Below are 13,064 nucleotides of genomic sequence, written 5' to 3'. Positions count from 1 at the left end.
CGCCTGCCGTGTTCGCCGCATAGGTTACCCGCGCGTATGAGCGGAAGTTACCTGCCCCAATTGTGCCTCTCCCCGCGGCCCGGGATCGCCCATTAGATTGTGATCTGTGACTACATGGGCTCCCGACGTCCTCGGCGACGGATATCAGCAGTTGACCATCCCCCTCGGTACCGATCCCGACGGCGAAGGTGAGGTCGAGGCAACGTTGATCCGTTACCAGCCCGCACAGGAGACGAAGCGGACCGGCCGAGCCGTGCTCTACGTGCACGGGTTCACCGACTACTTTTTCCAGAAACACCTGGCCGAGCACTTCGCCGACCAGGGATACGCCTTCTTCGCCCTGGACCTGCGCAAGTGTGGTCGTTCCCTCAAACCCGGTCAGACGGCGCACTTCGTGTCGGACCTCACGCTGTACGACGCCGAACTGGACGAAGCTCTCCGCGTCGTGCGCGAGCAGACCGGCGAGGGCCAGGTCCTGCTGGTCGCACACTCCACCGGGGGACTCGTACTCCCGCTGTGGCTGCACCGACGGCAGAAGAAGGCCGGCGGCACCGCGGCCCTCGGCGTCAGCGGCGTCATCCTGAACAGCCCGTGGTTCGACCTGCAGGGGCCGTCGTATCTGCGAAATGTGGGAACGGTGGCCGTCGACGCACTGGGCCGTGTCAAGCGGAAGTCGATCGTTCCGAAGACCACCCTCGACACCTACGGGGTGAGTCTCCACGTCGACGGCAACGGAATCTGGAACTACAACCTGGACTGGAAACCGCTGGGCGGCTTTCCCGTCACCTTCGGCTGGCTCCGGGCGGTGCGCCGCGGGCATGCGCAACTGCACCGGGGTCTCGATATCGGTGTTCCTGCGCTGATTCTGCGTTCCAAGGCGTCGTACTTCGCTCCGAGGTACGACCCTCAGGTCGACACAGCCGATGCAGTCCTCGATGTCCGGCAGATCGCCCGGTGGGCCGGGTGTCTCGGCGACCGCACGACGATAGTGCCCATTCCGGGCGCCCGGCACGACGTCTTCCTGTCTTCGGACGAACCCCGCGCCCAGGCGTTCGCCGAGGTGGACCTCTGGCTCGACTGGCTGCACGGCCACAATTCCGCGGAGGCGCCGCGATGACCCACTTCGATCTTGCGATCATCGGCTCCGGGTCGGGCAATTCCCTTCCCGACGAACGCTTTTCGGACAAGAAGATCGCACTTCTCGAGAAAGGCACGTTCGGCGGGACGTGCCTGAACGTCGGGTGCATTCCGACCAAGATGTTCGTCTACGCCGCGGAAGTGGCCCGCACGGTCACCGATACCGCGAAGTTCGGCGTCGACGCCCAGCTCGAGGGTGTGCGCTGGCCCGACATCGTCAAAAGGGTCTTCGGCCGCATCGATCCCATCTCCGCGGGCGGTGAGCGCTACCGCGCGGAAGACACGCCGAATACGACGCTCTTCCGCGGGCACGCGTCCTTCGTCGGGCCGCGGACGATCGACACCGGAACAGGTGAGGTCATCACCGCGGATCAGGTCGTCATCGCTGCGGGATCGCGGCCGATCATCCCGGACGTCGTGCGCAGTTCGGGCGTGCCGTACTACACCAACGACGACATCATGCGGCTCCCCGAGCTCCCCGAGCGCCTAGTAATCATCGGAGCCGGGTTCATCGCCGCGGAGTTCGCGCACGTGTTCTCGGCACTGGGCACGCGGGTGTCGCTGATCTCGCGGGGCGAGCACCTCTTGCGCCATCTGGACGACGACGTGGCCCGTCAGTTCACGGATCTGGCGGTCTCGAAGTGGGATGTGCACCGTGGCCGGACGGTGGCGTCGGTCCGCCCGGACGGTGCCGGGGTCGCGGTGGAACTCGACAACGGACGGGTCGTGTCGGGCGACGCCCTCCTCGTGGCCACCGGCCGTCGATCCAACGGGGACGTGATCGATGCGGCCGCCGGCGGCATCGACCTCGACCAGGGGCGCGTCGTCGTCGACGAGTTCCAGCGCACCAGCGCCGAGGGTGTGTTCGCACTCGGCGACGTCTCTTCGCCTTATCAGCTCAAGCACGTTGCCAACCACGAAGCGCGCGTCGTCCAGCACAACCTGCTGCGGGACGCGTGGCAGGACACGTCGGGCCTGCGCCGTACCGACCATCGTGTCGTGCCTGCGGCTGTGTTCACCGACCCGCAGATCGCCCACGTCGGGCTCACCGAGCGCGAGGCTCGGGACGCGGGCTGGGACGTCACCGTGAAGATTCAGGCCTACGGCGACGTCGCCTACGGGTGGGCCATGGAAGACGACGAGGGTTTCTGCAAGATCATCGCCGAGCGTGGCACCGGGCGACTGCTGGGCGCGCATGTGATCGGCGCACAGGCCTCCACGGTGATCCAGCCCTTGATCCAGGCCATGAGTTTCGATGTGACGGCACACCGGTTGGCCCGGGGCCAGTACTGGATACATCCGGCTCTCCCCGAGGTCGTCGAGAACGCCCTGCTCGGACTCGACGTCGACGACAGCGGCCTGTAATCGACTCGGCGCTCGCTACCAGGGGCTGGTGCGGAGAACGATCTCGGTGGCGAGCGCGGCGGCCGCGGAGGCCGGGACATTGGTGACACCGTCGAGGTCCACGACGCGGAAATCCGAGTAGACGAACCGACCACTCGCATCGGCCTCGGCTCGCCGCGTGGGGTTTCCGACCATCACGGTGGTCGGGAGCTCCACCGGTGGGCATCCCGCCTCGCGGACCACACCTTTGTCGTCGGGCGCCGCCGGGTGACCCCGATCGGCAACGACGAGACTGGCGAAGCGCCCGAACTGGCGAGCGGCCAGCGTCCAGGCGAGCTCGGCGCCCTCGCGGCTTCCCACGAGGTTGACCCATCCCACCTTCAGCTCGTCGAGCAGCCCCATCACAGCGGAGTCGTCGAGACCTTCGATGGACTCGGGCACGATGGTGCGCAGATCCGAATTGTGCAGGCGGGCGCACACATCGTCGTAGACGTCCGGGGCGTCCCCCGCACCGGGCAGCAGCAGGACAGCGTGCCTGGTCGCCGGCCCGTCGAGCCGAACAGTGCAGTCTCCGTCTCCCACAGCCACGTATGTCAGTTCCATGGCAGAAAACCTACGCGATCCGCGCCGCATTGCGCTCGCGCCTTACCCGGTCCGGTTCACAACGCTGGTCCGGCAGATCGGAGCACGGCCGATCGTGCGCGGGCAACTGCCTAGAAAGAGAGGCGGGAGCCGATGGTGGCCAGCCCCTCCGGGGCACCTTCACCGATCAAGATGTCTAGGGCGCCCACATCCACGTGCTTCTCGACGAGATCAGCCAACAGGTCGAGCTGCGCGACCCGCACGGCGGCCACGTCGGTGTCGGGGGCGGGGACGAAGCCGGTTCGACCCGAATGCTCCGCGACATCGTCGAGGAGTAGACGGCGGAATCGATCGTTCTCGAGCAGACCGTGCCAGTGCGTTCCGTAGACAGCTCCGCGGATACTGCCCTCCGCCGCCCCGGTGCTCGCGTAGAGCAGCGGCTGATCACCGTTACGCCGGACCCGACCGTGGTGTATTTCGTAACCGTCGACCGGGACCCCGTACGCGTCACCGGTGACCCGGCCCAGCACTTTGTCTGCCGCGAACTCCACCTCGAGGTCGAGCAGTCCCAGACCCGGGGTCTGGCCGCGACCGGATTCGACGTCGTCGACGATCACGGAGCCGAGCATCTGGTAGCCGCCGCAGACGCCGAGTACCGGGCGGCCGAGATTCGCCTGCGCCACCACGGCATCGGCAATTCCGTTGCGCCGCATCCACTCGAGGTCCGACACCGTCGACTTGCTGCCGGGCAGGACGATCAGGTCGGCATCCTGCAGGCGGGAAGGGTCATTGACCCAGCGAACCGAAACTCCGGGTTCGCACGCCAGCGCTTCCACATCCGTCGAGTTGGAGATTCGTGGCAGGCGGATCGCCGCCACCCGCAGCCATTCGCTTCCCACCGGCGATCCGGGACGCCCGACGGGGGCGTCGCCCACGACGCCGAGCGAATCTTCCGCGTCCAGCCACAGGTCGTCCGCGAACGGAATGACACCGAGGGTCGGCCGGCCGGTCAGGGCAGTCAACTGTTCGAGGCCCGGAGTCAGCAATGACACGTCGCCACGGAACTTGTTGACGACGAAGCCGGCGATCAACGCCTGATCTTCGGGCGAGAGCACAGCCACCGTGCCGAAGAGGTGGGCAAGCACTCCGCCGCGGTCGATGTCGCCGACCACGAGCACCGGAATGCGGGCGGCGCGGGCAAGGCCCATGTTGGCCAGATCCGTTGCCCGCAAGTTGATCTCGGCGGGTGAGCCCGCGCCCTCACAGATCACCACGTCGAACTCGTTCCGCAGGGACGCCAGTTCCTCGGCCACCACCACCCGGAGATGGTCGCGGTGCTCGATGTAGTCGCGGGCACCGACGGAAGTGACGGCGCGGCCGCGCACCACCAGCTGGGACGTCCGATCACTCCCCGGTTTGAGCAGCACCGGGTTGAAACGCACGCTCGGTTCCAGTCCACACGCGGCGGCCTGCAGCGCCTGCGCACGTCCGATTTCGCCGCCGTCGAGGGTGACGACGGAATTGTTGGACATGTTCTGCGCTTTGAACGGCGCCACCCGGACACCGCGACGCGCCAGCATCCGGCACAAGCCGGCGACGAGCACGCTCTTCCCCGCGTCCGACGTGGTTCCGGCGACGAGCAGTGCGCCCTTCAGTTGCCCCGGGCTCAAGGCAGGGTGAGAATTTCAGCGCCGGTCTCGGTGACCACGATCGTGTGCTCGAATTGGGCAGTCCACGAGCGATCCTTGGTGACCACGGTCCAGTCGTCTTCCCAGACCTCCCAGGCGATGTCACCGAGATTGATCATCGGCTCGATCGTGAACACCATTCCCGGTTCGATCACCGTGTCGACCGACGGCTCGTCGTAGTGCAGGATGACGAGGCCGTTGTGGAACGTGGTGCCGATGCCGTGGCCGGTGAAGTCCCGGACCACGCCGTAGCCGAAGCGGTGGGCATACGATTCGATGACCCTGCCGATCACGTTGAGCGCGCGTCCGGGCTTGACCGCCTTGATGGCCCGCATCGTGGCCTCGTGCGTCCTCTCCACCAGCAAGCGATTCTCCTCGGCGACGTCGCCTGCGAGGAAGGTTGCGTTGGTGTCTCCGTGCACCCCGCCGATGTAGGCCGTGACGTCGATGTTGACGATGTCACCGTCCTGGATGACGGTCGAATCCGGGATCCCGTGGCAGATCACCTCGTTGAGCGAGGTGCAGCAGGATTTCGGAAAACCCTTGTAACCCAGCGTCGACGGATAGGCGCCGTGGTCGGTCATGTACTCGTGAGCGATGCGATCGAGTTCGTCGGTGGTGACGCCGGGCGCCACCGCCTTTCCCGCCTCCTGAAGAGCGCGGGCGGCGATCTGGCTCGCCAGGCGCATGGCCTCGATCGTCTCGGGTGTCTGCACCCACGGCTCGTGACCCTCGTTGGCCGTCGGCTTCCACGCGTACTCGGGCCGCTCGATACTCGAAGGCACGGCGAGGACGGGTGACACGGTTCCGGGGCTCAATGCTGTGCGGACAGACATGGGTATCAGGGTAGACCTGCCCTTCTCCGTGCGCCTTTCTGGTAGCGGGAACTACCAGAAAGGCGCACGAGCGCGAAGCGCCTACCGCTGGCGCAGGAGGTAGCGCTGCACCTTGCCGCTGGGAGTCTTGGGAAGGTGCGGAACGAAGTGCACGGTGCGCGGATAGGCGTGTGCAGCGAACTTCTTCTTCACCAAGGTCTGCAGCTCGGCTTCGAGTGCGTCGGTGCCCTCGACTCCGTCGCGGAGGACGACGAAGGCTTCGAGTACCTCACCGCGCAGGTCGTCGGGCATTCCGACGACCGCGGCCTCGACAACGGAGTCGTGCATGACGAGCACGCTCTCCACGTCGAAGGGCCCGATCCGGTATCCGGCCATGATGATGACGTCGTCGTCGCGGGCCGAGAAGAAGTAGAAGCCGTCCTCGTCGGTCTGGCCCGCGTCGCCGGTGAGGTACCAGCGGCCGTCGCCGGTGAAGCGCTGCGCGGTCTTCTCGGGGGCGTCGACGTACCCGGTGAACCACAACAGCGGGCTGTTCCGGGTGTCGATAGCGACCCGGCCCGGTGTCCGGGGCGGGGCGATCGCGTCGGAGTCGTCGGCGAGTACCGCGCAGGACCAGCCTGGGAGCGGCTTGCCCATCGAGCCGTCGCGGACCTCGTCCTGCAGACCGTCCGCCCACGCATTGGCGATGAACATTCCGTGCTCGGTCTGCCCGTAATGGTCGCGCACGAGCACCCCGAGGTTCGCCTTCGACCACGAGATCACGTCCGGGGTGAGTGGTTCACCGGCAGACGACGCACGACGCAACCGCACCGTCTCGGGGATCGGCGTCGGATCCGCCCGCAGACTCCGGTAGACGGTCGGGGCGGCCGCAAAGTTGGTGACCCCGAAGCGTTCCATGACCTTCCAGGTGAGCGGCGCGGAGAATCCTGCGTGCAGCAGGATGCTGCGCGTCCCCGCGGCGAGCGGCCCGAGGAGTGCGTAGTAGAGGCCGTACGCCCATCCCGGATCCGCGGCGTTCCAGAAGACGTCGTCCTTGCGAACGTCGAGCCCGAACTCCTGGTAGGCGTGGAACGACGCCAGCGCCCGAACCGGGACCGGCACGCCCTTGGGCGTTCCGGTGGTCCCACTGGTGAACAACTGGACGAGGGGTCCGTCACCGCCGACGGCAACGGCCGCACCCCGGGCATCGCTGGGATCGTGCGACGTCAACAGCGTCTCGAAGTCCACGGTGCCGGACTTCTCGCCGCCGACGACCACCACCTGCCAGGGCGCGTCTGCCGGAATGTCCTCACCGGGCGTCAGCTTGTCCAGCTGGTTCGCATCGGCGATCACAACTTTCGCTTTGCTCGCCCCGAGTCGGAACGCGATGGCCGGTGAGGCGAATGCCGTGAACAACGGAACGTGGACCGCCCCGCGACGCCAGATCCCGAGCAGGGCTACGACCAGTTCGGCCGACTTGCCCATCAGCGTCGCCACGTGCTCACCCGGTTCGACACCGAGGTCCGCCAAGGCAGCCGCACACCGTGACGACTGTTCACGAAGGAATCCGTAGGTGAGGTCCGTCGAGGTCAGATCCGCTTCCACAACGGTGAACGCCACGTCGTCGGCAGGGTGTCGATCACACAGCAACTCCGCCGCGGCGGCGGCCGGCGTGTCGTACTGATCGAGCAATTCACGCACGCGTGCGGTGGGATCGGTGGTCATGCGGTACTCCTCGTATTCTGCGGGCTGGTAAATCGGGGTCCGAACGTTCGCGGGGCCGGGTCGGCGACGGCGTGGCCTCATCCGAACTCGCTACGGTTATGATCTAGCTCACAGACCGCCCTGACTACCCCCGGAAAGGGGTGACCCACTTGGTTCTCCCGTCGCTACTACGCCCCCGGGACGGCGACGCCCTGCGCGGTGAGCTGCGCACGATCGCCGCCCAGGGTGTCGTGCCGGTCCTCTTCGGCGGCGAAGTGAGCGACGACACTCTCCATCTCAGCGAATTCTTCGGAACGCGTACCAACAACCTCAAAGGGCTGGCCATCCCACCGCTGTCCGGCCTCGGCGGCCGAGTGGTGGCTCAGCGCAGGCCTGTCTCGGTCAACGACTACAGCTCCTCCCAGACCATTACGCACCACTTCGACCGCCCCGTCCTCAGCGAGGGTCTCCGCTCCATCCTGGCCGTGCCCGTCATCGTGCAGGGCAAATCCCGGGCCGTCCTCTACGCCGCCATCCGCGAGTGCGCCCCGATCGGTGATCGGACCGCGGATGTCGTCGTCGCGGCCTCGCGCCGACTCGGTACGGAGATCGCCATTCGTGACGAGGTCGACCGCCGCCTCCAGATGCTCACGACACTGGACGCGCAGGGTGTCGACGGCGCCACCACCGAAGAGCTTCGCGATATACACGCTCAGATGCGGAGTGTGGCCCAGACTGTCAACGATCCGTCGTTGCAGGAGCAGTTACGCGGGTTGTCCGAGCGGCTCGCGGCAGTTGTCAGCCCCGGTGGCGGCGATGGTGCGGACGCGTCTGACGACCCTGGTATCACCCTCACACCCCGAGAGATCGACGTGCTGGCGCACGTCGCGCTGGGATGCACCAACGCCGAGGTCGCCCAGCGGCTGTCGGTGGGAGCCGAGACCGTCAAGAGTTACCTGCGCAGTGCCATGAACAAGCTGGACGCGCGGTCCCGCCACGAAGCCGTGGTCACCGCACGCCGGCTGGGTTTACTCCCCTAGCGACAAGCGTCTTCTCGGCCGGGAAGCGCGAGCGCAGCGAAAGGCGGTGGGTCATGGGATCGACAACGGATTCGAACGCGTCGAGCTCGAATGCGTCCGGTGCGAGTTCTTCCGAGCAGCCGAGCCTGAAGCGGGTCATGGGTCCCGGTCTGCTTCTGTTGTTCATCGTCGGCGACATCCTCGGAACCGGCATCTACGCGCTGACCGGCAAGGTGGCGAACCAGGTCGGTGGCGCGGTGTGGTTGCCCTTTCTCATCGCCTTCCTCGTCGCCATCGTCACGGCCTTCAGCTACCTCGAACTCGTCACCAAGTTCCCCAAGGCAGCGGGCGCTGCGCTGTACACACACAAGGCTTTCGGGGTGCACTTCCTGACGTACATGGTGGCTTTCGCCGTGATGTGCTCCGGCATCACGTCTGCCTCCACAGCGTCGCGTGCCTTCGCGGCCAACTTCGTCGAAGCCTTCGATCTCGATTTCACCACCGGAATCGGGATCACCCTCCTCGGTCTCGCGTTCATGACGGTCGTGGGAATCATCAACTTCCGTGGGGTCAGCGAGAGCGTCAAAACCAATGTGGTCCTCACGTGCATCGAGCTGTCCGGGCTTCTGATCATCATCATGATCGGTCTGTGGGCACTCGGCGTGGGCGACGGTGACTTCTCCCGGGTCGCCACGTTCGACACCGGTGAACGGTCCCCGGTCGGCGCCGTGATCGCGGGTACCGCGCTCGCCTTCTTCGCGATGGTCGGTTTCGAGGATTCGGTAAACATGGCCGAGGAGTGCAAGGAACCCAGCCGAATCTTCCCCAAGGTGTTGCTGACGGGACTTCTCGTCACAGGGGCGATCTACGTGTTCGTCTCCATCACGGCCATCGCGCTCGTACCGGTGAGCGACCTCGGCGAAGGTGACACACCACTGCTCAAGGTGGTGCAGGCCGGCGCCCCCGGCTTCCCGATCGGGATCTTCGCCTTCATCACCATGTTCGCGGTCGCCAATACCGCACTGATCAACATGCTGATGGCAAGCCGGCTGCTGTACGGCATGAGCCGCGAGAAGGTACTCCCTCCTCCGTTCGGGAGAGTGCACGCCCGCCGCCGCACCCCGTACGTGGCCATCGTCTTCACCACGCTCGTCGCGTTCGGCTTGATCACGTTCGTCGGTGAGGTGCCCGAACTCGGCGGCACCACGGCCCTGCTCCTGCTGTGCGTGTTCACGATCGTGAACATCACCGTGCTGGTCCTCCGGAAACAGCCCGTGGAGCACAAGCACTTCCGGGTACCGACGATTCTCCCGATCGTCGGCACCCTGACGTGCGGCTTTCTCGCCACACCCTTCGCCGACCGCCCGACCGTGCAGTATCAGATTGCCGGCGTGCTACTCGGGATCGGCGTCGTCCTCTGGGCGGGCACAGTGCTCGTGAACAAGAGGCTCGGAAAAGGCGGACCGGAACTCGATCCTGAAAAGCTCGCCGAACACGAGTAGCACCTCAGAGAGCATCCCTCAGAAGGCGGGCGTTGCGGACGCTGACGCAGGGCACCCCACGGGCCCTCGCCTGCTGCATCGCCATGGCTTCCGCTGGGGTGCAGAGTCCGTCGAGGACGTCTTCGGTGGCGATGACGCACAGGACGTCTCCGTCGCAGGAGCTGATCGACGCGATTCCGCGGCCCGACGCCCACTGCTTCATCGCCAGCCACTGAGTCAGTTCCGTGCCTGCGTCCGGATTGCCGACGAACAACAATCTGCGGACGTCATCCGATGCGTCCACCCGAGTTTCTTCCGAGACGAGTGTCATGTGTGAAAGTTCCTGTCTGCGTAATCTCTTCGATCCCGCGGTTGCGAAAATCTTCTGCCACCCACTATGGGCGCTCCCGGCGGCGGTGTCTGTCCCCCGACCGGGTCCCTGAACCGACTACACCTGTGTCCCCCGATCGGCCGATGGCGCCTCGGCACAACCCGATATCGATGGACACCGGCGCAGGGTCAATACCCTTCGGGCAAAGCCGCGAACATGTCCCGGGTGACGGCGACGGCGTTGTCGGAGCTCCCGCCCCGGACCACCAGTGTGGCGAAGGCGAGATCACCTCGATAACCGACGAACCAGGCGTGCGAGCCACCCTCGACCTCGGCCTCCCCCGTCTTTCCGTATACCTCGCCCTGATCCTCGATCCGTTCAGCTGTGCCACTGGTCACCACGAGCCTCATCATCGAGCGCAGCCCCTCGACCATGTCGGGGCTGATCGGCGGATGGTCACCCTCGATGACGGTTTCGCGTCCGGCGATCAACCGCGGGACGGGAGTCGAACCGTGCGCGATCGTCGCCGCGGCCAGGGCCATTCCGAACGGACTGACCACGACCTTGCCCTGGCCGAAGCCGTCCTCTGTTCGCTGCACGAGCTCTTCGGCCGGCGGGACGGAGCCGGAATCGGTCGGCAGGCCCACGACTTGGTAGTCGGGGCCGATCCCGTACTGCGACGCCGCGACCGTCAGCGCGTCGGGCTTCATCTCACTGGCCAGTTTCGCGAACGAGGTGTTGCACGAGCGGGCGAATGCCGTGGCCATCGGCACGGTGCCCAGCGCGAACTCGTTGTAGTTGGGAACGCTGCGCTCCCCGATCTCGATTCGTCCCGGACACGGCACCATCGTGTCGGGGCTAGCAATCCCCGAAGAGATGGCTGCCCCGGCGGTGATGATCTTGAACGTCGATCCCGGAGGGTAGAGACCTGTCAGGGCGACCGGCCCGTCCCGGTCTGCCGCCTTGTTCTGCGCCACCGCGAGAACGTCTCCGGTCGACGGCTGGATCACCACCATCATGGCCTGGTCGGTCCTGGCGTCGACGGCGTTCTGCGCCGCAACCTGAATGGGCCGGTCGAGGCTGATCGAGAAGGACGGGGAGGTCTGCGGCGGTGTCTCGGTGAGGACATCCGTGTCGACGCCGTTCTGGTTGACGGTGACCACGCTCCACCCGGCTTTGCCGTCGACCTCGTCGATCACCGTCTTCTTCACCTGTCCGACGAGGTCCGGGGCGAAAGTGCGATCCGTGGCCACCAGGTCCGCCTCATCCGAGACGCTGACTCCGGGAAGGGCACCGAGGACGCCCGCGACCCGCTCGTAGTCTTCGGACCGCAGTCGGGTGACGAGGTAATCACCCTCGACCGCCGTCGCAGATTCCGCGATCGACTGCGCGGTGAGCGTGTTGTCGAACGGGGAGAGCGCGGCGGCAAGACCCTGCGCCGTGGAGATGACGTTGCCCGACTCCCCGGCGTCGAACTTGACGCGGTACACGACTCCGGGAACCAGAACATCCGAACCGGAGTGCTCGTTGACGCGAGCGCGGGGCGCCGCGGTCGACCGGAGCGACATCGTCTGCCGGTCGCCGAGCCGAGGGTGGATGTTGGTGGAGCTCCACCGGACCGCCCACTCCCCGTTCCGGCGCCCCATCTGCAGCTCACCGGAGTAGGTCCAGACTCGATTCTTCGGTAGATGCCATTCGTAGGCGTAGCCGACGGTGGCCGTGTCTCCGTTGATGTCCACGTCGGTCGTCTTCGCCTCGAGCGACTCCGCCTGCAGCGACTCCCAGGCCGACTCGAGAACTCGTTGAGCATCGTCGGGCCGATCGGACAATTGTGCGGCCTGCCCGGAATCGCGGTCGGCGAAGGCGGTGAGAAATGCCTGAGCGGCGGGCGCGGGGCCGTCGGGCTTCGGTGTGCACGCCGTCGAGCCGAGGATCAGCGCGGCCGCGCCGCCGAGGGCGATGGACCGCACGACGCGGAATCGAGTGGTTGGCCAGAGGTTCATCGCCGCTCATGGTATGTCTCCGACCACCGTCGGCACGGTAGGCGGCCAGCGAGTCAGTCCAGGAGAATTGTGGCGAACGTCGCGACTTGGCTGAAACCGATGCGCGCGTACGCACTGCGGGCCACGGTGTTGAAGCTGTTGACATACAGACTGGCGATCCGGCCGTCCGCGATGACGGCCTCCGCCACGGTTGCCGTTCCCGCGGCCCCGAATCCCTGCCCTCGATACATCGGGTGGACCCAGACGCCCTGGATCTGTCCCACCCGCGACGACACCGACCCGACCTCGGCCTTGAAGATCACCTGTTCGTCCTCGAACCGGGCCCAGGCTCGGCCGGCGGCGATGAGATTGGCGACCCGGCGCCGGTACCCGCGACCGCCGTCATTGGCGCGGGGGTCGACGCCGACTTCCTCGATGAACATGGCCACCGCTGCGGGAAGGTACTGCTCGAGTTCGTGCATCCGGACTTGGCGGACGAGCGGATCGGGGCGGCAGTGCGGCTTGCCGGCCAACGCGAGGAGAGGCTGGTCGGCCCGGACCTCGCGAGCGGGGCCCCAGTCCATTTCCAGCATCTCCCACAACGGCAGTGTCAGCTCGGCCCGGCCCACCAGCGACGAACACATGCGGGGCGTCCGGCAGGCTCGGTCTGCGAACGCGCGCATGTCGTCGACGCTGCCGCGAAGCGGAACGAAGTTGGCACCGGAGAAACACAGAGACTCGAGCGGTCCTCCTCGACTCCACAACTCCCCGTGGATCATCCGCGGATCGACTCCGCATTCTTCGACGCGCGCGGCGACCATGCAGGCGGCGACAGGATCGGCGTCGAGAACGCGGAGCACATGTGCCGCGTCTCGACTGCTCAACTGTTTGGCACCGAGGAGCTTGAGCATCTACCCAACCTTGTCAGCTAGTGGTTCTGCCCACCAGATTGCCACGAACACGCCAGAAACGGGAGACGTT

11 protein-coding genes are annotated in these 13,064 nt (G+C 66.3%); 4 read left to right on the top strand and 7 right to left on the bottom strand.

The features are described from left to right. The first annotated feature begins 106 nt into the window (after positions 1-106). Together ACH49N_RS01415 and mtr are read left to right on the top strand one after the other, a co-directional pair. Positions 107-1,117 carry an alpha/beta hydrolase gene (locus ACH49N_RS01415; protein WP_159926190.1) on the top strand — a complete coding sequence of 337 codons (1,011 nt, stop codon included), beginning with the start codon at positions 107-109 and terminating at the stop codon, positions 1,115-1,117. Continuing rightward, positions 1,114-2,502 carry a mycothione reductase gene (mtr, locus tag ACH49N_RS01410; RefSeq protein WP_358270478.1) on the top strand — a complete coding sequence of 463 codons (1,389 nt, stop codon included), beginning with the start codon at positions 1,114-1,116 and terminating at the stop codon, positions 2,500-2,502. Before ACH49N_RS01415 ends, mtr begins: the two co-directional genes overlap by 4 nt. Positions 2,503-2,517: 15 nt before the next feature. Here mtr and ACH49N_RS01405 read toward each other — a convergent pair whose 3' ends face one another. The 4 genes from ACH49N_RS01405 to ACH49N_RS01390 all read right to left on the bottom strand — a co-directional run bounded on the left by ACH49N_RS01405 (position 2,518) and on the right by ACH49N_RS01390 (position 7,291). Next, on the bottom strand, positions 2,518-3,084 hold the full coding sequence (locus tag ACH49N_RS01405) for an alpha/beta hydrolase (RefSeq protein WP_358270479.1): 567 nt from the start codon (positions 3,082-3,084) through the stop codon (positions 2,518-2,520). A 110-nt stretch (positions 3,085-3,194) separates the two neighbouring features. Then, positions 3,195-4,718, bottom strand: a complete 1,524-nt coding sequence (locus ACH49N_RS01400) for a cobyric acid synthase (RefSeq protein ID WP_397504407.1) — start codon at positions 4,716-4,718, stop codon at positions 3,195-3,197. 11 nt (positions 4,719-4,729) lie between these two features. Continuing rightward, positions 4,730-5,587: a type I methionyl aminopeptidase gene (gene map / locus ACH49N_RS01395; RefSeq protein ID WP_358270482.1), complete on the bottom strand. Its 858-nt coding sequence runs from the start codon at positions 5,585-5,587 to the stop codon at positions 4,730-4,732. Between the two features lie 81 nt (positions 5,588-5,668). Next, the gene (locus ACH49N_RS01390; protein ID WP_358270484.1) at positions 5,669-7,291 is read right to left on the bottom strand and encodes an AMP-binding protein; all 1,623 of its coding nucleotides are present in this window, start codon (positions 7,289-7,291) and stop codon (positions 5,669-5,671) included. Between the two features lie 140 nt (positions 7,292-7,431). Here ACH49N_RS01390 and ACH49N_RS01385 point away from each other — a divergent pair, with 140 nt between their 5' ends. Further along, positions 7,432-8,310, top strand: a complete 879-nt coding sequence (locus ACH49N_RS01385) for a LuxR C-terminal-related transcriptional regulator (protein WP_159926178.1) — start codon at positions 7,432-7,434, stop codon at positions 8,308-8,310. 53 nt (positions 8,311-8,363) lie between these two features. Then, positions 8,364-9,791 carry an APC family permease gene (locus ACH49N_RS01380; protein ID WP_358270486.1) on the top strand — a complete coding sequence of 476 codons (1,428 nt, stop codon included), beginning with the start codon at positions 8,364-8,366 and terminating at the stop codon, positions 9,789-9,791. Positions 9,792-9,795: 4 nt separating this feature from the next. On the opposite strand, the gene ACH49N_RS01375 is transcribed toward ACH49N_RS01380, so the two are convergent. From ACH49N_RS01375 to ACH49N_RS01365, 3 genes are all read right to left on the bottom strand, one after another. Beyond that, a complete protein-coding gene (locus ACH49N_RS01375) occupies positions 9,796-10,101 on the bottom strand; it encodes a hypothetical protein (RefSeq protein WP_358270488.1) in 306 nt (101 codons plus the stop codon). Positions 10,102-10,289: 188 nt separating this feature from the next. Continuing rightward, complete coding sequence (locus tag ACH49N_RS01370; protein ID WP_358270490.1) at positions 10,290-12,104, bottom strand: penicillin-binding transpeptidase domain-containing protein; 1,815 nt, start codon at positions 12,102-12,104, stop codon at positions 10,290-10,292. Between the two features lie 53 nt (positions 12,105-12,157). Further along, positions 12,158-12,994: a GNAT family N-acetyltransferase gene (locus ACH49N_RS01365; RefSeq protein WP_109330903.1), complete on the bottom strand. Its 837-nt coding sequence runs from the start codon at positions 12,992-12,994 to the stop codon at positions 12,158-12,160. Positions 12,995-13,064: the final 70 nt, after the last annotated feature.

The organism is Rhodococcus sp. NPDC019647 (assembly GCF_044389235.1).
GTDB lineage: Bacteria > Actinomycetota > Actinomycetes > Mycobacteriales > Mycobacteriaceae > Rhodococcus_F > Rhodococcus_F oxybenzonivorans.
This window is presented reverse-complemented; position numbering and strand designations above follow the sequence as displayed.

Bases quoted from the DNA above. Each gene is read 5' to 3' on its own strand.
- mtr (WP_358270478.1), top strand. From the start codon at position 1,114: ATGACCCACTTCGATCTTGCGATCATCGGCTCCGGGTCGGGCAATTCC.
- ACH49N_RS01405 (WP_358270479.1), bottom strand. From the start codon at position 3,084: ATGGAACTGACATACGTGGCTGTGGGAGACGGAGACTGCACTGTTCGG.
- map (WP_358270482.1), bottom strand. From the start codon at position 5,587: ATGTCTGTCCGCACAGCATTGAGCCCCGGAACCGTGTCACCCGTCCTC.
- ACH49N_RS01390 (WP_358270484.1), bottom strand. From the start codon at position 7,291: ATGACCACCGATCCCACCGCACGCGTGCGTGAATTGCTCGATCAGTAC.
- ACH49N_RS01380 (WP_358270486.1), top strand. From the start codon at position 8,364: ATGGGATCGACAACGGATTCGAACGCGTCGAGCTCGAATGCGTCCGGT.
- ACH49N_RS01375 (WP_358270488.1), bottom strand. From the start codon at position 10,101: ATGACACTCGTCTCGGAAGAAACTCGGGTGGACGCATCGGATGACGTC.
- ACH49N_RS01370 (WP_358270490.1), bottom strand. From the start codon at position 12,104: ATGAACCTCTGGCCAACCACTCGATTCCGCGTCGTGCGGTCCATCGCC.
- ACH49N_RS01365 (WP_109330903.1), bottom strand. From the start codon at position 12,994: ATGCTCAAGCTCCTCGGTGCCAAACAGTTGAGCAGTCGAGACGCGGCA.